The 17,620-nt window shown below is 66.6% G+C and carries 18 protein-coding genes and 1 pseudogene; 8 read left to right on the top strand and 11 right to left on the bottom strand.

Annotated elements, in window-relative coordinates; translation table 11 throughout:
- Positions 1 to 29 precede the first annotated feature (29 nt).
- Positions 30 to 1,136, top strand: coding sequence for an alcohol dehydrogenase catalytic domain-containing protein (locus tag M1248_RS16000; RefSeq protein ID WP_317149017.1), 1,107 nt, complete (start codon positions 30 to 32; stop codon positions 1,134 to 1,136).
- On the opposite strand, the gene M1248_RS15995 is transcribed toward M1248_RS16000, so the two are convergent.
- The 3 genes from M1248_RS15995 to M1248_RS15985 all read right to left on the bottom strand — a co-directional run bounded on the left by M1248_RS15995 (position 1,120) and on the right by M1248_RS15985 (position 4,495).
- Entirely contained in the window at positions 1,120 to 1,977 is an 858-nt protein-coding gene (locus tag M1248_RS15995) for a mechanosensitive ion channel family protein (RefSeq protein WP_317149016.1), read from the bottom strand. The two genes, M1248_RS16000 and M1248_RS15995, sit on opposite strands and share 17 nt — an antisense overlap.
- Before the next feature lie 82 nt (positions 1,978 to 2,059).
- Positions 2,060 to 3,826 carry an acyl-CoA dehydrogenase gene (locus M1248_RS15990; RefSeq protein ID WP_317149015.1) on the bottom strand — a complete coding sequence of 589 codons (1,767 nt, stop codon included), beginning with the start codon at positions 3,824 to 3,826 and terminating at the stop codon, positions 2,060 to 2,062.
- A 12-nt stretch (positions 3,827 to 3,838) separates the two neighbouring features.
- On the bottom strand, positions 3,839 to 4,495 hold the full coding sequence (locus M1248_RS15985) for a TetR/AcrR family transcriptional regulator (RefSeq protein WP_083128270.1): 657 nt from the start codon (positions 4,493 to 4,495) through the stop codon (positions 3,839 to 3,841).
- A 140-nt stretch (positions 4,496 to 4,635) separates the two neighbouring features.
- Here M1248_RS15985 and M1248_RS15980 point away from each other — a divergent pair.
- Positions 4,636 to 4,746, top strand: a pseudogene (locus tag M1248_RS15980) (CAP domain-containing protein); the annotation flags it as partial.
- 7 nt (positions 4,747 to 4,753) lie between these two features.
- Here M1248_RS15980 and M1248_RS15975 read toward each other — a convergent pair.
- Entirely contained in the window at positions 4,754 to 5,377 is a 624-nt protein-coding gene (locus M1248_RS15975; protein ID WP_317149014.1) for a DUF3159 domain-containing protein, read from the bottom strand.
- 112 nt (positions 5,378 to 5,489) lie between these two features.
- On the opposite strand from M1248_RS15975, the gene M1248_RS15970 reads away from it, so the two are divergent.
- From M1248_RS15970 to M1248_RS15960, 3 genes are read left to right on the top strand one after another with little or no spacing between them, the layout of a single operon-like run.
- Positions 5,490 to 7,025 (top strand): Re/Si-specific NAD(P)(+) transhydrogenase subunit alpha, encoded by a 1,536-nt coding sequence (locus tag M1248_RS15970; protein ID WP_317149013.1) that lies wholly within the window; start codon positions 5,490 to 5,492, stop codon positions 7,023 to 7,025.
- A 4-nt stretch (positions 7,026 to 7,029) separates the two neighbouring features.
- Positions 7,030 to 8,475 carry a Re/Si-specific NAD(P)(+) transhydrogenase subunit beta gene (gene pntB / locus M1248_RS15965; RefSeq protein ID WP_317149012.1) on the top strand — a complete coding sequence of 482 codons (1,446 nt, stop codon included), beginning with the start codon at positions 7,030 to 7,032 and terminating at the stop codon, positions 8,473 to 8,475.
- Positions 8,476 to 8,486: 11 nt separating this feature from the next.
- Positions 8,487 to 9,638, top strand: coding sequence for an acyl-CoA dehydrogenase family protein (locus tag M1248_RS15960; protein WP_317149011.1), 1,152 nt, complete (start codon positions 8,487 to 8,489; stop codon positions 9,636 to 9,638).
- An 86-nt stretch (positions 9,639 to 9,724) separates the two neighbouring features.
- Here M1248_RS15960 and M1248_RS15955 read toward each other — a convergent pair whose 3' ends face one another.
- The 4 genes from M1248_RS15955 to M1248_RS15940 are packed head-to-tail and all read right to left on the bottom strand — an operon-like array spanning position 9,725 to position 13,140.
- Positions 9,725 to 10,285 carry a DUF3592 domain-containing protein gene (locus M1248_RS15955; protein WP_317149010.1) on the bottom strand — a complete coding sequence of 187 codons (561 nt, stop codon included), beginning with the start codon at positions 10,283 to 10,285 and terminating at the stop codon, positions 9,725 to 9,727.
- 36 nt (positions 10,286 to 10,321) lie between these two features.
- Positions 10,322 to 11,221 (bottom strand): alpha/beta fold hydrolase, encoded by a 900-nt coding sequence (locus M1248_RS15950; RefSeq protein ID WP_163733360.1) that lies wholly within the window; start codon positions 11,219 to 11,221, stop codon positions 10,322 to 10,324.
- A gap of 45 nt (positions 11,222 to 11,266) precedes the next feature.
- Positions 11,267 to 12,448, bottom strand: coding sequence for a sensor histidine kinase (locus tag M1248_RS15945; protein WP_317149009.1), 1,182 nt, complete (start codon positions 12,446 to 12,448; stop codon positions 11,267 to 11,269).
- 2 nt (positions 12,449 to 12,450) lie between these two features.
- Complete coding sequence (locus M1248_RS15940) at positions 12,451 to 13,140, bottom strand: response regulator transcription factor (protein ID WP_317149102.1); 690 nt, start codon at positions 13,138 to 13,140, stop codon at positions 12,451 to 12,453.
- 352 nt (positions 13,141 to 13,492) lie between these two features.
- On the opposite strand from M1248_RS15940, the gene M1248_RS15935 reads away from it, so the two are divergent.
- On the top strand, positions 13,493 to 13,741 hold the full coding sequence (locus tag M1248_RS15935) for a hypothetical protein (RefSeq protein ID WP_163733352.1): 249 nt from the start codon (positions 13,493 to 13,495) through the stop codon (positions 13,739 to 13,741).
- A 39-nt stretch (positions 13,742 to 13,780) separates the two neighbouring features.
- Here M1248_RS15935 and M1248_RS15930 read toward each other — a convergent pair whose 3' ends face one another.
- Positions 13,781 to 14,266 (bottom strand): nuclear transport factor 2 family protein, encoded by a 486-nt coding sequence (locus M1248_RS15930; protein WP_317149008.1) that lies wholly within the window; start codon positions 14,264 to 14,266, stop codon positions 13,781 to 13,783.
- Positions 14,267 to 14,344: 78 nt separating this feature from the next.
- Here M1248_RS15930 and M1248_RS15925 point away from each other — a divergent pair, with 78 nt between their 5' ends.
- Entirely contained in the window at positions 14,345 to 15,571 is a 1,227-nt protein-coding gene (locus M1248_RS15925) for an acyl-CoA dehydrogenase family protein (RefSeq protein ID WP_317149101.1), read from the top strand.
- A complete protein-coding gene (locus tag M1248_RS15920; protein WP_163733346.1) occupies positions 15,568 to 16,371 on the top strand; it encodes a tyrosine-protein phosphatase in 804 nt (267 codons plus the stop codon). Before M1248_RS15925 ends, M1248_RS15920 begins: the two co-directional genes overlap by 4 nt.
- On the opposite strand, the gene M1248_RS15915 is transcribed toward M1248_RS15920, so the two are convergent.
- Positions 16,360 to 16,845 carry a DUF456 domain-containing protein gene (locus M1248_RS15915; protein WP_163733343.1) on the bottom strand — a complete coding sequence of 162 codons (486 nt, stop codon included), beginning with the start codon at positions 16,843 to 16,845 and terminating at the stop codon, positions 16,360 to 16,362. The genes M1248_RS15920 and M1248_RS15915 overlap by 12 nt on opposite strands.
- Before the next feature lie 17 nt (positions 16,846 to 16,862).
- Complete coding sequence (locus tag M1248_RS15910) at positions 16,863 to 17,606, bottom strand: methyltransferase domain-containing protein (protein ID WP_163733340.1); 744 nt, start codon at positions 17,604 to 17,606, stop codon at positions 16,863 to 16,865.
- Between the last annotated feature and the right edge of the window lie 14 nt (positions 17,607 to 17,620).

Genomic DNA, 17,620 nt, shown 5'->3' with positions numbered 1-17,620 from the left:
CTCAGCGTCAGTGCGGGCAGGCTGTAGTCATGAGGATAAGCGGCGCCGTACTCGAACAGATCGGGCTCGAAAGGCCGTACGCCGAAACCAGGCCGCTGGTAGTGCACGACCTCGACCTGGCTCCCCCGGGCGAGGGTGAACTGCTCGTCCGCATCGAAGCCGCCGGAATGTGCCATTCCGACCTGTCCGTCGTCGACGGCAGCAGAGTCCGGCCCGTGCCGATGCTGTTGGGACACGAGGCGGCGGGCGTCGTCGAGGAGGTCGGACCCGGGGGTTCGAACTCGGCCGTCGGTCAGCGCCTGGTGATGACCTTCCTGCCGCGGTGCGGTGCCTGCGAGGCGTGCGCCACCAACGGGCTCACCCCGTGCATTCCCGGGACCGCCGCCAATACGGCCGGCACCCTGATGACCGGTGAACGCAGGCTCTCCCGCGACGGTCAGCCGGTCAATCATCACCTCGGCGTCTCGGGCTTCGCCACGCACGCCGTCGTCGATCACCGTTCGGTCGTTCCGGTGCCCGCCGACGTACCCGCGGAGGTCGCGGCGCTGCTCGGCTGTGCGGTTCTGACCGGCGGCGGCGCGGTGATCAACGCCGGGCGGCCACGACCGGGTGAAACCGTGATCGTCGTGGGCCTCGGTGGGGTGGGCATGGCTGCGGTGCTGACCGCTCTCTCGCACGACGATGTCCGCGTCATCGGTGTCGATCAGCTACCCGCCAAGCTCGAGCTGGCCCGCACCATGGGCGCCCACGAGGCGTACACGGCCGACGAAGCGCGCGAGGCCGGGCTCAAGGCCGCCGTCGTGATCGAGGCGGTCGGGCATGCGCAGGCGGTGGAGACCGCCGTGGACCTCACCGCTGCGGGCGGCCGCACCGTCTGTGTCGGACTCCCCCGCCCGGATGCGCGAGTCAACTTGTCGCCGTTGGGCTTTGTCGCAGAGGGGCGGTCGCTGATCGGCAGCTATCTCGGATCTGCCGTGCCCGCGCGCGAGATCCCGCACTTCGTCGGTCTGTGGCGGGCGGGCCGGCTACCGGTCGAGTCGTTGGTGTCGGCGACGATCACGCTCGACGACATCAACTCCGGCATGGATCAACTCGCCGACGGCAAGGCCGTGCGGCAGATCATCCTGTTCGACTAGCCGCGGCTTCGGCATCCGCGACGCCCGCGCGCCGCAGCTCCGAGACGATCAGGGCGCGCAGACGACGACTCACCTCGAATTGCTTGCCGGGCAGCGTGCGTGCCACCACGCGCAGGTTCACGGTGTCCTTCTCGATGCTCTCGACACCCATCAGTTGCGGCTCGTCGAGCAGCAGCTCGGGCAGGCCGTCGTCGTGCATGGCCATGGTCGACACCTCCCGCAGCGCGTCGTTGACGATGTTGATGTCGGCCGACGTCGGGACCGGGACGTCGACCACCGCGCGCGCCCAATCCTTGGACAGGTTGAGCGATTTGACGATCTGGCCGTTCGGCACGGTGAATACCTCACCGTCGCTGGTGCGGAGTTTCGTGACACGCAGCGTCACGTCCTCGACCGTGCCGCGGGCCTCACCACCCGCCGTCACGGTCAGCGCGACCAGATCGCCGAACCCGTACTGCTTCTCGGTGATCAGGAAGAAGCCGCTGAGCAGATCCTGCACGATGCGCTGGGCGCCGAAACCGAGCGCGGCACCGAGCACCGCCGCGGGCGCCACCAGCGAGCCGATCGGCAGCCCGAGTTGATTGGCGATGTCGACGGCGACGACGACGTAGAGCACGGCGATGGCGACCGACGAGATCACCGAGGCAACCGCCCGGCGGTGTTTGACGCTCTCGGGTCGCAGCACCGAGTCGGCGGCGTCGCCGCTGTCCCATCGCTTGCTGATACGACGCGCGATGAACCGGATCACCCGCGTGGCGATGATCGCGAACACCAGCACCAGCGCGATGTGCAGGCCCTTCGTCAGCAGCCATTCGGTAAGTGAGTCAAGTGTCGATTGCATATTCATATGGGCTTCCCGACTACCCCGGGGGATCAAACGGCACGACTGTGTGATCCGGCCTACTCCGCCGTGGGAAATCCAGTCAGAACCAGCTGTCGCGCATGTCCAGCGAGGTGCGGTCCAACGCGGCAAGCAGATCGAGTTGAGGACCCGTCTTGGGCAGTTCGCTCCGGAAGAAGTACCGCGCAGCTTGCCGTTTGCCGTCGTAGAAGTCGCCGGTGCGGCCGTTGCAGGCGACCACCTGCTCGAGCCAGATCCAGGCGACCACGATGTGGCCGAACGCCTCGAGGTACGCGACGCTGTTGGCCAGCGCGGCGTCGATGTCGCCGGACGCGAACATTGCGGCGGTCACCTCGACCAGGCGCTCCCAGGGTGCACTGAGCCGAGGTGCCAGTTGCGCGGCATCCCCGCCCGCGGCGTTCGCGGCGTCGACTGTCTGAGCAATCGCCGCCCCGAGCGCCGCGAGGCCGGCGCCGCCGCGCTGGGTCACCTTGCGGCCCAGCAGGTCGAGGCTCTGAATGCCATGGGTGCCCTCGTGAATGGCGTTCAGCCGGTTGTCGCGGTAGTGCTGTTCGACGTCGTATTCGCGGGTATAGCCGTAGCCACCGTGTACCTGAATCGCGAGGCTGTTGGCCTCCAGGCACCACTGCGACGGCCAGCTCTTCCCGACCGGCGTGAGGATGTCGAGCAGCAGCGTCGCCGCATCGCGCTCGGCGTCGGTTTCGGCGCTGTGCTGCACGTCGACGAGCTTGGCGCAGTACAGCAGCAACGCCATCCCGCCCTCAACATACGCCTTCTGCGCCAACAGCATTCGCTTGACATCGGCGTGTTCGATGATCGGGATCTGCGGCGTCGTCGGGTCCTTGGCCTTCACCGGTCTGCCCTGTGGACGTTCGCGGGCGTAGTCCACCGACTTGAGGTATCCGGTGTAGCCCAGTGCCACCGCACCCATACCTACGCCGAGGCGTGCCTCGTTCATCATGGTGAACATGTAGGTGATGCCGCGGTGCGGCTCGCCGACGAGATAACCGACGGCGCCGTCGAAGTTCAGGACGGTGTTGGTGATACCCCGCTGCCCCATCTTGTGGTTCAGCCCGGCGATGACGACGTTGTTGCGCTCGCCGATCGAACCATCGTCATTGACAAGATATTTCGGGACGATGAACAGCGAGATGCCCTTGGTGCCCGCCGGTCCGCCCGGGATCTTGGCCAGCACCAGATTGACGATGTTCTCGGTCAGCTCGTGCTCGGCGCCGGAGATCCACATCTTCGAACCGAACAGCCGGTATGTGCCGTCGGGCTGCGGTTCGGCCCGGGTGAGGATGTCGGCGAGCGACGAACCGGCCTGTGTCTCGGACAGTGCCATCGTTCCGGAGAACCGCCCGGCCAGCATGGGTTTGACGAAGGTCTCGATCTGCTCGGGGGTGCCGAACTTCGCGAGCAGGTTCGCGTTGGCCATGGTGAGCATGACGTAACCCGAGGTGCTGACGTTGGCGGCCGCAATCCAGGCGAACGCCGCCTGGGCGACGGTCATCGGCAACTGAGCGCCGCCCAAGTCGTGGTCCATGCCCATGCCCACGAGATCGGCCTGGGCGAATGCGTCCAGCGCCTCCTTGACCTCACCGATGACGGTCACCTTCTCACCGTCGAACTGTGGCTCGTTGGCGTCGCTCTTCTTGTTGTGCGGTGCGAAATACCGCGTCGCCAACTGCTCACACAGCTCGAGCACCGCGTCGAACGTCTCGCGGGAGTGCTCGGCGAAGCGGTCACGCTTGGTCAGTTCGTCGACCCGCAGCCACTCGTAGAGCAGGAAATCGAGATCCCGTCGCGACAGCAAGTTCGATCTCATCTGACTCACCGGCTAGTTGGCTGCGCTGATGTTCACACCCAGCGGCTCGGACTCTCGCACCGTTTCGTCGCGGATCAATCCGCGCAACAGCGCGGTACTGAACTCGACGGCGATCTCCTGCGCGGTGCGCCGACCGTGCGGCCGCAGCCAGCGGTAGGACCCCAGCGTCATCCCGATGTAGCCGAGGGCCAGAACGTGGCTGTCACAGTCGTAGAACTCGCCGCTGGCGATGCCGCGGTCGATGACGTCACGCACGTGCTCGTAGACCTGGGTTTCCTTCTCCCTGATGTAAGCCACCTGCTCTTCGGTGAACCACTCCGTGATGTAGGGGCCTTCCTGAAAGTAAACCGCCGCGCGCTCGATGTCGCTGGCGATGCCGACCAGCAGCCGACGGGTGAAGTGGTAGATGGTCTCCCTGGCCGACGCGGTCGGGTCGTCGTGCAGGGCATCGACGGTGAAGTCGGCAGCGCCCTTGTAGATGTCGTAGAGGATCAGCGCTTTGCTGGCGTAGTAGTGGTACACCGTGGCCTTGTTCAGGCCGACGGCGTCGGCGACGTCGTCCATCCGGGTGCCGTGATACCCACGAGCGGCGAACAGCTTGGTGGCGACGGCCAGCAATTCCTCGCGACGTGACATCCCGTTCGAGGCTTCCGGTGACGAGGCTGGCATGGCGACTCACTATATGCAGGCCCGGAGCGGATCCGGGGTATCAATCAACTGGTTGGCTAGTTTATGCGTTGAGGGTGTCGCCAGTTCGGCGGCAGGTCTAGACTCGGGCGAGAACCAGCCGCGACACGAGAGGTGATGACGTGGATCCCAATCCCGATTATGACGCGAGCGACGAGCTGGAATACGGCGCGAACTGGTTCGCCTGGATTCTGCGTGGCGTATATCCGCCGCCTGCCTATCCCCCCGTCTAACCCCCGTCTACGCCTCGCTCGCGCGAGGGAGAGCCCGGATGCTCACCCGGACGGCGAGATAGATCACCGACGAGGTGACCACGAATATCGGCCAGCCCATCGCGATACGCGCCGCCGCCAGTAGCCCCTCCTGATCCGTGTCATACAGGTAGTTCTGCACCAGAAAGCGTGACCACGATGCCGTCGCCATCACGGCGGTGGCTATGTCGAACGCCAGTCGAACCTTCGGAACTCGACGCCACGTGTCGTCGCGACCCGTCATCCATGCCCACCCGACACCGACGAGTGGTCTGCGGATCACGATCGAAAAGGTGAAGGCGAGCGCCAACCCGAGATACATCCAGATGCCGGGCAGATAGAAGTCCTTGGCCCTTCCGGTGATCAAGGCGAACGCCGCGCACACCGCGATGCCCGCGAATCCCAATATCGCGGGCCGGGTGGACTCCCTCCGGAACAGCTGCCACGCCAAAATGAGCGACGCGACGGTGATCGCGGCGATGAGCGCCGGACGCAAACCGGTCACCGAGTTCGTCACCGCGAACGTGGTGACCGGTAGCGCCGTGTACACCAGCCCGCGCACCCCGCCGGCGCGAACCAGCAGCGCAGCGGCGGGCGGTCTGGACTCGGTCATCACCGCGAACCTTACGTGGACCTCGGGAGCTCGCCTCAGCTGCGAATCGGGGTAAGCCGCTTACCGGCGGAGGGGCACAACGTCGCCAAGAGGCGGATGGGAGACTTTTCGGATGATTATCGGGATACCGCGCGAATCCCTGGCGGGTGAGACGCGGGTTGCCGCTACGCCGCAAACCGTCGGACAACTGCTCAAACTGGGCTACACGGTCGTCGTCGAGTCGGGCGCAGGCGCTGCCTCCAGCTTTGCCGATGCGGCCTACGTGGAGGCCGGCGCCAGTGTGGGTGACCCCTGGGCGGCCGACGTCGTCCTCAAGGTCAACGCCCCCTCCGACGATGAGATCGCCAAGGTACGTGACGGCGCGACACTGGTCAGCCTGATCTCCCCGGCGCTGAACCCGGAACTGGTCGAGAAGCTGTCCGCCCGCCCCATCACCGTGCTGGCGATGGACGCCGTGCCACGTATCTCGCGAGCGCAGTCCCTGGACGTGCTGTCGTCGATGGCGAACATCGCGGGGTACCGCGCGGTCGTCGAGGCCGCGCACAGCTTCGGCAGGTTCTTCACCGGGCAGGTGACCGCGGCGGGCAAGGTGCCGCCGGCCAGGGTGCTCGTGGTCGGCGCGGGTGTCGCCGGCCTGGCCGCCGTCGGCGCGGCCGGCAGCCTCGGTGCGGTCGTCAAGGCCACCGACCCGCGGCCCGAGGTCGCCGATCAGGTGCGCTCCCTCGGCGGCGAGTACATGCCCGTCGATCCGGAGACGGCCGAGGTCTCGGCGACCGGCTACGCCAAGGAGATGGGCGACGACTACAAAGCCCGCGAGGCCGCCCTGTACGCCGAGTTGGCCAAAGAGGTCGACATCATCATCACCACCGCGCTGATCCCTGGTAAGCCCGCGCCGCGCATCATCACCGCCGACATGGTCGCGTCGATGAAGCCGGGCAGTGTGCTCGTCGACATGGCCGCCGCCAACGGCGGCAACGTCGAGGGCACCGTCAAGGATCAGGCGATCGTCACCGACCACGGCGTGACGATCATCGGCTACACCGATCTGGCGGGGCGTCTGCCCGCCACCGCGTCGCAGCTCTACGGCACCAACCTGGTGAACCTGCTCAAGCTGCTCACCCCGGAGAAGGACGGACAGCTCACCCTGGACTTCGACGATGTCGTTCAGCGGTCGGTCACCGTGGTCCGCGACGGTGAGACGACGTGGCCGCCGCCACCGGTGCAGGTGTCCGCGGCGCCCGCGGCTGCCGCTGCCGCCCCGGTCGAGCACAAACCCGCCAAGACTCCGATGTCGACCCGACGCCGGCTGGGCATCACCTTCGCCGCCGCCGCGGTGCTGTTCGCCCTCATCGCACTGTCCCCCGCCGCGCTGCAGGTACACCTGACGGTGTTCGCGCTGGCGATCGTCATCGGCTACTACGTGATCGGCAACGTGCACCACGCGCTGCACACGCCGCTGATGTCGGTGACCAACGCGATCTCGGGCATCATCGTCGTCGGCGCACTGCTGCAGATCGGCCACGGTGACAGGGGAAATGGCACAGTCATCACCGTCCTTGCATTTCTGGCGATCCTGCTGGCCAGCATCAACGTCTTCGGTGGCTTCGCGGTGACCCGCCGCATGCTGGCGATGTTCTCGAGGAGCTAAGCGCATGTTCACCATAGAGACTGCCGCGACCGCAGCCTACGTCGTCGCCGCGCTGTTGTTCATCCTGGCGCTGGCCGGGCTGTCCAGGCACGAGACATCAAGGGCCGGTAACAGTTTCGGCATCGCCGGGATGGCCGTCGCGCTACTCGCGACGATCGCGCTCGCGCTGGCGCGGCACATCGAACCGCTGGGCCTCGGCCTGCTCGTCGGCGCGATGGTCATCGGTGCCGCGATCGGTCTGTGGCGCGCCAAGGTCGTCGAGATGACCGGCATGCCCGAGCTCATCGCGTTGCTGCACAGCTTCGTCGGCCTGGCCGCCGTGCTGGTCGGCTGGAACGGCTACCTGCACGTCGAGGGTGATGCCACCGGCGCTGAAGCGGTGCAGCTCGGCACCGAAGGAATGCTGGGCATTCACTCCGCCGAGGTCGTCATCGGAGTCTTCATCGGAGCGGTGACGTTCACCGGCTCGATCGTCGCCAACCTGAAATTGTCGGCCCGGATCAAGTCCGCGCCGATGATGCTGCCCGGCAAGAACGTGCTCAACGTCGGCGCCCTGGTGGTGTTCGCCGCGCTCACCGTGTGGTTCGTCATCGACCCCCAGCTGTGGCTGCTGATCGTCGTCACGGTGCTGGCTCTGCTGCTCGGTTGGCATCTGGTCGCGTCGATCGGCGGCGGCGACATGCCCGTCGTGGTGTCGATGCTCAACAGCTATTCGGGCTGGGCCGCGGCGGCGTCGGGCTTCCTGCTGTCCAACGATCTGCTCATCGTGACCGGCGCGCTGGTCGGCTCCTCCGGTGCCTACCTGTCCTACATCATGTGCAAGGCCATGAACCGGTCGTTCATCTCGGTGATCGCCGGCGGCTTCGGTATCGAAGCCGGCCCGGCGGATGACAAGGACTACGGCACCCACCGCGAGATCGACGCCGACAGCGCGGCCGACCTGCTCGCCTCGGCGCACTCCGTGATCATCACGCCCGGCTACGGCATGGCCGTCGCCCAAGCCCAGTACGGCGTCGCGGACCTGACCCGCAAGCTGCGCGACCGCGGCGTCAATGTCCGGTTCGGTATCCACCCCGTCGCGGGACGCCTGCCCGGCCACATGAACGTGCTGCTGGCCGAGGCCAAGGTGCCCTACGACATCGTGCTGGAGATGGACGAGATCAACGACGACTTCAGCGACACCGACGTCGTACTGGTCATCGGCGCCAACGACACCGTCAACCCGGCGGCCTCCGAGGACCCGAGCAGCCCGATCGCCGGTATGCCGGTGCTCACGGTCTGGAACGCCAACAACGTCATCGTGTTCAAGCGGTCGATGGCATCGGGCTACGCGGGCGTGCAGAACCCGCTGTTCTTCCGGGAGAACACCCAGATGCTGTTCGGCGACGCCAAGGACCGGGTGGACGCCATCAACGCCGCGCTCTCGGAATCGGTTTCCGCCGGCCACTAGAGTCTGCACTCATGCCGGTCGACAGGTTGTTGCCCACCGACGATGCCCGTGACCTGATCGCGCTCACCCGTGAGATCGCCGACAAGGTTCTCGATCCGGTGGTCGACACCCATGAGAAGGACGAGACCTACCCCGACGGCGTGTTCCCCGCCCTCGGCGCGGCGGGATTGTTGAGCCTTCCGCAGCCCGAGGAGTGGGGTGGCGGCGGGCAACCGTTCGAGGTGTACCTGCAGGTGCTCGAGGAACTGGCGGCGCGGTGGGCGGCCGTGGCGGTGGCGGTCAGCGTGCACAGCCTGTCGTCGCATCCGTTGCTGATGTTCGGTACCGAGGAACAGAAGCAACGCTGGCTTCCGGACATGCTGTCCGGCAGCCAGATCGGGGCGTACAGCCTGTCGGAGCCGCAGGCCGGCTCCGATGCTGCGGCCCTGCGGTGCGCCGCTGTGTCTTCCGACGGCGCGACGGCGCCTGGCTACGTGCTCAACGGTTCCAAGTCCTGGATCACCCACGGCGGGGTCGCCGACTTCTACACGTTGTTCGCGCGGACCGGCGAAGGGTCAAGGGGCATCTCGTGTTTCCTGGTACCCGGCGATCTGCCCGGGCTCAGCTTCGGCAAGCCCGAGGAGAAGATGGGACTGCATGCGGTCCCGACCACCTCTGCGTTCTACGACAACGCGCACATCGGCGCGGACCGCCGTATCGGTGCCGATGGCCAGGGGCTGCAGATCGCGTTCAGCGCGTTGGACTCGGGCCGGCTCGGCATCGCCGCGGTGGCCACCGGCCTGGCGCAGGCGGCGCTGGACGAAGCGGTGCGTTATGCGAACGAGCGAACGACGTTCGGCCGCAAGATCATCGACCATCAGGGGCTGGGATTCCTGTTGGCGGACATGAGTGCGGCTGTGGTCAGCGCACGGGCGACGTACCTCGATGCCGCGCGTCGTCGCGATCTGAACCTCCCGTACTCGGCGCAGGCCAGTGTGGCCAAGTTGGTCGCCACGGACGCGGCGATGAAGGTGACCACCGATGCCGTGCAGGTGTTCGGTGGCGCCGGGTACACGCGCGACTATCGCGTCGAGCGGTACATGCGAGAGGCCAAGATCATGCAGATCTTCGAGGGCACCAACCAGATTCAGCGACTGGTCATCGCGCGCGGCCTGACGAACTGAGCGCGATCGGCACGGTTCGGTCATCGAAATCAACGAAATTCAGGGATTCATTCGAACTTTCGCTGCACAACGTTGAAAGCGATGGCCTACCCGTGAGCCTTACCTCTTCTCCGGTGAACGATCACCGCGCCGATGACCGCACCCACCATCACGACCAGTCCCAAGAATGCGCCAATGATGAAGACGATCGCCATGACGATTTCCGAATCACCACCCGCCTCGATGGCGTACGACGGGTCAGAAGGGTCGTACGTGATCTCGACTTCGTCACCGACATCGGGGTTGTTGCCCGTGAACCAGACGATCTCGGCGCTGACGGGTGTGCCACCGTCGGTGGTGAACTCGACGGTGACGGTGTCGGTGAAGACCTCCACATCGGTGACGGTTGCAGTGGTCGTCACACCATAGGAATCGAGATAGCCGCTGGACCAGTAGCCCGCATACGCGATACCACCGAAGATCAGCGAGCCGATCAGGCTGACGACGGCCACGCACCAGAGCAGGACGGCCCACACCGCTGACGGCCCGGCGGGAGGGCCGTACGGCGACCACTGCGGCGGCGGCGAAGGCCACCCGTGGTTGGCCGGTCCATACTGTGGATACGGTTGTGCAGGGTCATGCGGAGGCTGCCATTGCGTAGGCTCCATCGCTTCATGGTGGCGCACAATTCGCGAGGGACCAACCTATTGGATGAATTCGGTTATGGCGTTCACGAATTCGCCTGGCGCCTCGACCATCGGGCTGTGCCCCGATCCTGGAATGACGACCGGCGTCAGCCCCGCCCCGCGGTAGCGCTCGACGTTCGCCGCCGTGGGCGTCAGCTCGTCGCGCTCACCCCAGACGACCAGCACCGGCTGCTCGAGGCGGGCGATGCGGTCCACCGCCGCGGGCGCCCCGTCCTGGCCGCGGGCATGACACAGCCCCGAATGTGTCAACTGCTCCAGCGATCGGTGAGCCAGCGGCGGCACCGCGAAATCGGTGGCAAAGCCCGTCTGCAACGCGCTGTCGCTGATCGCATCCACGGGGCGCAGCCTGTCGATGGCCTGCCCAATGATCGGGGCGCAAGCCAACCCGGCCAACGCGGGCATCTCTGCGAGGCTCATTTCGGCGGGGGTATCGGAGATCACAACTCGCTCAACACGTTCGGGATCCTGCCCGGCGAGAGCCAGCGCCACGGACCCGCCCATCGAATGTCCCACCAGTACGGCGTGGCGCACCTCGAGCGCATCGAGCGCGTTGCGCACGGCGTTGGCCTGGCTTTCGATCCGGTAACTCTCGGCGTTGCGGGGAGCCTCTGACCCGCCGTGGCCGACGAGATCGATGGCGACCACGCGTTGCGCGGGCAACGCCGCCGCGACGCGATCCCACCACTGGACCGACGCCGAATAGCCGTGCAACAAAACGACCGCGCGATCGCCAGGCGGGCCGAACTCCTTGACGTTGAGGTCCGGGCCGTCGAGTTCGATGACCCGCCCGCCGTCGAACGGCTGGGCCTGACGTGTCGCCCTGGCTACGAGGAATGCGTTCACCACCAGCGCGGCGACCACGACGACGATCGCGATCACGCTGATTCGCCACTTCATCCGTCGGACGCTACCGCTGGGGCTGCATTGCGCGCCAACGTTTTTTCAGCCGATCGGCTCCGGCGGCGATGTCGCGATCACCTGCGTGCCGTGACCGGCCACGGAGTCGATCTCCATCGAACCGCCCATCGCATCGAACCGCGCCAGCAGCGACCCGAGCCCGATATGTCCGTCGGCGACATAGCTTTCGACACTCGCAGGGTCGAAGCCCGTCCCGTCGTCGGTGATGGTCAACACCACCCTGTCGCGGCGCCGCGACAGACTCACCCGGACATTGCTCGCGCGCGCGTGCTTGCCGATGTTGTTGAGCAGTTCTCGCGCCGCCCGGTACAGCAGCTGCTGCGACTCGGGCTTTCCGACGTCCGCCAGGTCGGCCTCCACGGTGCAATCGGAGCGAGCCTGGAACTGCCGCAGCAGTTCTCGCACGGCCTCCGTCAGCCCGAGCTGAGCAAGCACCTGCGGGTGCAGCTCGGTCACCGTGGACCGCAGCGCGGCGGCCGTCTGCTGCAGCGCGGCGTGCACGGCCTCCAGCGCAGGATCGCCGGTGCGCTCGCGAACCTCGTCGAGGTCGAGGCGGGCCGCCAACAACGTCTGCAGCGGGCCGTCGTGCAGATGCTCGGCGACTTCCCGGTTGTGCCGTTCATCGGCCTGCATCGCCTCGGACACCAGCTGCCGACGGACCTCCTGCAGCCTCGTCACACGCGCTCGTCGCGACACCAGAACCAGACACAGCGCTGTGGTGGCCGCCGCCGCCCAGAGCAGAAACCCGAAGTGCGAGTAGACGATGTCCGGCATGCCGACGGTGTCGTCGCGCTTGGAGTACACGATCCACACCCCGAGATAGCACAGCGCCGTGCCGGTGCCGAGGATCGCGGTACGCCACGGCCGGTCCTGGAAGGCGATCGCGACCGGCAGCAGGAAGAAGACCGGCAGCAGGGCCGCCGTCGCTCCCCCGGAAACCAGGCACAGCAGCACGGCGACGAGGACATCGAAGGTCGTCGAGGTCCAGTCCGCCCAGCGCGGCACCGGACCGCGCAGCACCACGACGAGCCACACCACGGCGGCGGCCGCGTAGATCCCCAGCACCACCTCATACACGCCGGGCAGCCAGTGGTCGACGTCCCACGTCCACACCAGCAGCCCGATCAGCGCGATCAGCGGCAGCCGGAGGAACGCGCTGACGCGCACGGGTTCTGCGGCGAGGTATCGGGCGATGCGGTCGAGCAAAGCTATTCCAGCAGTTTGCGGCGCATCGCCTCGGCCACGGCGGCGGCGCGGTCGTTGACGCCGAGTTTCTCGTAGAGGCGCTGCACGTGGGTCTTGACGGTCGACGGCGCGAGGAACAATTCCTTGGCCATCGCGGGGATGCTGCTGCCCGCGGCGATCAGCTTGAGTACTTCGCGTTCACGCGGACTGAGCACCGGTCCCTCGGGTTCGGCGCGTTTACGTATCTCACCGGCCAGGCCGGCGGCGAGGCTGGGTGCCACGACGTCACGGCCCTTCGCGCAGTCCAGCACCGCGTTCACGAGTTCGGAGCGGCTCGACTCCTTGGGCAGGAATCCGGCCGCACCCTCCTGTAGCGCACGGAAGACGATCGCCGACTCGTCGTGCGCCGAGATCAGCAGGACGCGGGTCGGCAGTTCGTCGCGGACCACCGCGGCGGCGACTTCGGCGCCGTCCATCCCCGGCATGCGGTAATCCAGCAACGCGACCTGCGGCTGATGCGTACGGATCGCCTCGAGTGCCGAAACACCGTCGTCAGCCTCGGCGACCACCTCGATCGACCCGCTGGATATCAGCGCACGGACGACTCCGTCGCGAAACATCGGATGGTCGTCACCCACCACGACTCGCACTTTTTCGCTGGTCAGGCCCGTCGACACAGCTGCCAGCTTCGCACAGCCACCTGCGTTGTTCATCCGAATGAATGACACGCGGTTTATCCGCGCCGCCGTTCTCTTACGCGACATACAGATCCGCGGCGGGCAAGCACTCTTGAGTCATCGCCGGAACAAGCCGGCAAGAAGTACCAAACATCAAGTGACACAGGAGGATTGCAATGAACACCAAAACGATCCGCCACATCCCCTGGTTCTTCGCGCTGCCGCTTCCATCGGTCGCCGTCCCCCGATCGGGGGACATCGGATTCCCCCAGGTCAAAGGTCGATCAGCGGACAGACTGCAGGGTCGCAGCGGGCAATAGTTATCCCAACGCCGGAACAGCCGGCAAGGGAAAACCGAAGACCTCGACCAGACAGGAAAGAAACTCCCGTGACCACCACCCGAATCTTCGCCCGCTTCATCGCTCTTCCCGTCGTCTCCGCCGGCATTCTCGGTGGCGCCGCCCTCGGCCTGGCCGGGATGGCCAACGCGGGCACGTACTCGTACCACCCCGAGCCGCGACCGGGCATCGTCGCGACCCCGAACGTCATCGCCCGTCCTCCGGTCATCGTGATGCCCCGCCATCACAGCTACCCCGCCGGCGAAGGGTTCGTCATCGACGTCCCGTCGGGCGACTAACTCAAGACCACCCTCCACAAGAGACCCCCGCCGGTCCTCTCACCACAGCGGGATGTCGACCCCGTGCTCGGACTCCAGTCGCGGACCGAAGTACCGGCGCTCCGCCTCCTGGATCCTGACGTCGTTGATGCTGGCCTCCCGGCGCGCCTGGGGGCACCTCCCGCTTGCGGGGGACAGACCGTCTGAATCGAACTCCCACAGTTCATTGCCGTAACTGCGGTACCACTGGCCGCCTGCGTCGCGGCATTCGTACTGAAACCGCACCGCGATCCGATTGCCGTGGAAGTCCCACAGGCTCTTGCGCAGGACGTAGTCGAGTTCGCGTTGCCACTTCTGGGTCAGGAACGCGACGATCGCGGCGCGTCCGACGACATGCACGCCGCGGTTGCGCCACTGCGAGTCCGGGGTGTACGCCAAGCTGACCCGCTCCGGGTCGCGGGTGTTCCAGGCGTCCTCGGCGGCTTGCACCTTCTGGACGGCGGTCTCGTGCGTGAAGGGCGGGAGCGGCGGACGGCTTTCGGTCATGCCCTGTTATACGTGTCATGGACTGCCGCGATTCCCGTTTTTTACGGGTGTCATATCGTGACTGTCATGGACTTCGCGATGTCGGCCAAAGGGCAGGACTACCACAAGCGGCTCTCCGATTTCATGATCGAGTACGTCTTTCCCGCGGAGAAGGACTACGAGGCCTACCGGCACGAGAAGGGCCGTGACGACCACACCGTCCCGCCCGTGATCGAGGACCTCAAGAAGCTGGCCAAGGAACGCGGGCTGTGGAACCTGTTCCTGCCCGCCGAGTCGGGGCTGACGAACCTCGAATACGCGCCGCTGGCCGAGCTCACCGGCTGGAGCATGGAGATCGCTCCCGAGGTGACCAACTGCGCGGCCCCCGACACCGGCAACATGGAAACCCTGCACCTGTTCGCCAACTCCGAGCAGAGCAAGCAGTGGCTCGAGCCGCTGCTCAACGGAGAGATCCGCAGTGCGTTCGCGATGACGGAGCCCGCGGTGGCCTCCAGCGACGCCCGCAACATCCAGACCACGATGCTGCGCGACGGCGGCGACTACGTGATCAACGGCCGCAAATGGTGGATATCCGGGGCAGCCGATCCCCGCTGCAAGCTCCTCATCGTGATGGGCCGCACCAACCCTGATGCCGCCAGCCATCAGCAGCAGTCGATGATTCTTGTCCCCGTCGATACGCCGGGTGTGTCGATCGAGCGGTCGCTGCCGGTTTTCGGGTGGCAGGACCAGCACGGCCACTGCGAGGTCAGCTTCGACAACGTACGGGTGCCGGTGACGAATCTGCTCCACGAGGAGGGCAGCGGTTTCGCGATTGCTCAGGCCCGCTTGGGGCCTGGCCGCATCCATCACTGCATGCGTGCCATCGGGGTGGCCGAGCGGGCGCTGGCACTGATGGTCGACCGGGTGAACAATCGCATCGCGTTCGGTAAGCCGTTGGCCGAGCAGGGCGTGGTCCAACAGCAGGTGGCGTTGTCACGCAACGAGATCGACCAGGCGCGGCTGTTGTGCCACAAGGCAGCGTGGGTGATCGACGAGAAGGGCAACAAGGAGGCGCGCAACGAGGTCGCGATGATCAAGGCGGTCGCCCCGCAGATGGCGTGCAACGTCATCGACCGCGCGATCCAGGTGCACGGCGCGGCGGGCGTCAGCGACGACACCGTGCTGGCTCGGCTCTACGGCTGGCACCGGGCCATGCGCCTGTTCGACGGCCCGGACGAGGTCCACATGCGGACCATCGCGCGGGCCGAACTCGGCAGGGAGAAGTCGGCTTTCGCCGCGGCGGTCACCGCTGGGTCTTCTCGGTGACCCCGAACCCTGACGCCCTGTCAGGGGCATGGAACTTCCGTGACATCGCCGAAGAGGCGGGCATCCGGCCGGGCAGGTTCTTCCGGTCCAGCGAGTTGAGCGGGCTCGACGATTCGGGTCAGGAGGCGCTGCTCCGATTCGGCATCACCGACGTCGCCGACCTTCGCTCCGACCGTGAGGTCGAACGTCGCGGACAGGGCCGGGTACCCGGCGGCGTCGTGGTTCACCGGCTGCCGTTCCACGAACTGTCCAAACCGGGTGCCGAGGCGCCGCACGAGCAGAGCTTCGAGCGGATGATGACGGAAAAGCCCGACGACGAGGACGTCGCGGTCGCCGCGGGCCGGTTCATGACCGAGGAATACGAGCGCTTCCCGACCCTGGCCGGCGCACAACTGGCTGTGCGGCAGGTCATTTCGATGCTGACCGAGGAACGGCCGGTCATCACGCATTGCTTCGCGGGCAAGGACCGCACCGGTTTCACCGTCGCGACCGTGCTCGAGGCCGTCGGCGTCGACCGCGACGCGATCATGGCGGATTTCCTGCGCAGTAACGCCGCGGTGCCCCGGCTTCGGGAGAGCATCCTCGAGTCGATCCGCAATCGGTCCGAGGACACCACCGACGAGATCGTGACCTTCGCGGAGGCCCGGCTCACCGAAGAGGTGCTGGGCGTGCGTGAGGTGTACCTCGACGCGTCCAGGAAAACCATCGACGACCAATACGGCTCGTTGGGTAATTACCTTGAGGCTCTGGGTGTTACGGGGACACAACTGGATCGGTTGCGCCGCTCGCTACTGGGTTAGGTAGACCCCGAACACCCACGCAACCGTGGCGAACAGGGCCCCGGCGAGTTCGACACCCATCGACAGCGCGACACCCTTCACGGCGTGCTTGGTCGACGTCCACGCCGCCCGCTGGTCGCCGCGGGTGGACAACTCGGCCAGATAGACGCCCAACACGAAGCCGATCACCAGGCCGATCACCGGGATCACGAAGAAGCCGATGATGCCCAGCACCGCACCCGCCGCCAGGCTCAGCGTGCGCACGTCGTTGGCCCGCATCCGCTTGACCGGCCAGGTGTACTTGATCAGGGTGGCCGCGCCGAGCAGCGCGGTGACCACCCCGAGCGTCACCCAGCCCGTGAGGTTGTTCTCGACGACGGCCCAGACCGCGATCGCGGCGAACACCAGCAGCGTGCCGGGCAGCAGCGGCACCACGATGCCGACGATGCCGACGGCGATGGCGAGCGCTACGAGGATGATGCCGACGGTGCTCACGACACGAACTTAACGGGTCAGGGCTTTCTGGCGCGCACCCACTGGAATGTTGCGAGGGTCTTGGACCGTACGCCTTCCATACCGAGGCCCTCGAGGATGTCGGCGAGCTCGTCCTCGGCGAAGAAGTTGGCCTGGCCCTCAGGCAGCAGACGCAGCAGCGGTCCGAGGTTCCCGGCGGTCGGCACCATGATGGCCATCCGCCCGCCGGGCTTGAGCACCCTGGCCATCTCGGCGAGCGTCTGCGCCGGATCAGGTATCAGCTGCAGCACGGCCAGCGACGTGGTCGCGTCGACCGTCTCGTCGCGCAGGGGAAGCCGCTGCGCGTCCGCGCGCATGAAGCCGACGTTCGGGCCCGCTTGGGCTTCGACCGCGCGGGCCAGCATCGGCTCGGAGATGTCGAGACCGAGCGCGAGGCCTTCCGGGCCTGCCGCCTCGCCCAGTTGTGCGGTCACATTGCCGGGACCACTGCCGACGTCCAGGGCCACCCCGCCGGACGGGATGTTCAACCACTCGACCGGAAGCCGCCACACGCCGGCCACCCTGCGGGCCAGCGCCTGCGCGTTGTCGTAGAGCATCGAGCCGATCCCCGAAGCCCACGCGGCTTGAATCAGGCCGGTGTTCTTTGGTGTGCCCGTCGCGAGCTCATCGGTCAGCAGGTCCAGATAGCCCTTGCTGACGTCGGGATTCGCGGGCGGATCCGACAAAAGATCCAGCGCCCTGCGGAGTGCCTGCGGGAGATCGGTGTGCAACTGATCGGTCACCCCTCCACGCTACG

The organism is Mycobacterium sp. 29Ha (assembly GCF_032883055.1).
GTDB classification, from domain to species: domain Bacteria; phylum Actinomycetota; class Actinomycetes; order Mycobacteriales; family Mycobacteriaceae; genus Mycobacterium; species Mycobacterium gallinarum.
Note: the sequence above shows the minus strand (reverse complement) of the source record. Positions and strands in the feature narration are given on the sequence as shown.

Coding starts and splice junctions, on each gene's coding strand:
- M1248_RS15930 (WP_317149008.1), bottom strand. CDS start 14,266: ATGACCGAAAGCCGTCCGCCGCTCCCGCCCTTCACGCACGAGACCGCC.
- M1248_RS15970 (WP_317149013.1), top strand. CDS start 5,490: ATGATTATCGGGATACCGCGCGAATCCCTGGCGGGTGAGACGCGGGTT.
- M1248_RS15990 (WP_317149015.1), bottom strand. CDS start 3,826: ATGAGATCGAACTTGCTGTCGCGACGGGATCTCGATTTCCTGCTCTAC.
- M1248_RS15950 (WP_163733360.1), bottom strand. CDS start 11,221: ATGAAGTGGCGAATCAGCGTGATCGCGATCGTCGTCGTGGTCGCCGCG.
- M1248_RS16000 (WP_317149017.1), top strand. CDS start 30: ATGAGGATAAGCGGCGCCGTACTCGAACAGATCGGGCTCGAAAGGCCG.
- M1248_RS15975 (WP_317149014.1), bottom strand. CDS start 5,377: ATGACCGAGTCCAGACCGCCCGCCGCTGCGCTGCTGGTTCGCGCCGGC.
- M1248_RS15940 (WP_317149102.1), bottom strand. CDS start 13,140: ATGAACAACGCAGGTGGCTGTGCGAAGCTGGCAGCTGTGTCGACGGGC.
- M1248_RS15995 (WP_317149016.1), bottom strand. CDS start 1,977: ATGCAATCGACACTTGACTCACTTACCGAATGGCTGCTGACGAAGGGC.
- pntB (WP_317149012.1), top strand. CDS start 7,030: ATGTTCACCATAGAGACTGCCGCGACCGCAGCCTACGTCGTCGCCGCG.
- M1248_RS15955 (WP_317149010.1), bottom strand. CDS start 10,285: ATGGAGCCTACGCAATGGCAGCCTCCGCATGACCCTGCACAACCGTAT.
- M1248_RS15985 (WP_083128270.1), bottom strand. CDS start 4,495: ATGCCAGCCTCGTCACCGGAAGCCTCGAACGGGATGTCACGTCGCGAG.
- M1248_RS15925 (WP_317149101.1), top strand. CDS start 14,345: ATGTCGGCCAAAGGGCAGGACTACCACAAGCGGCTCTCCGATTTCATG.
- M1248_RS15960 (WP_317149011.1), top strand. CDS start 8,487: ATGCCGGTCGACAGGTTGTTGCCCACCGACGATGCCCGTGACCTGATC.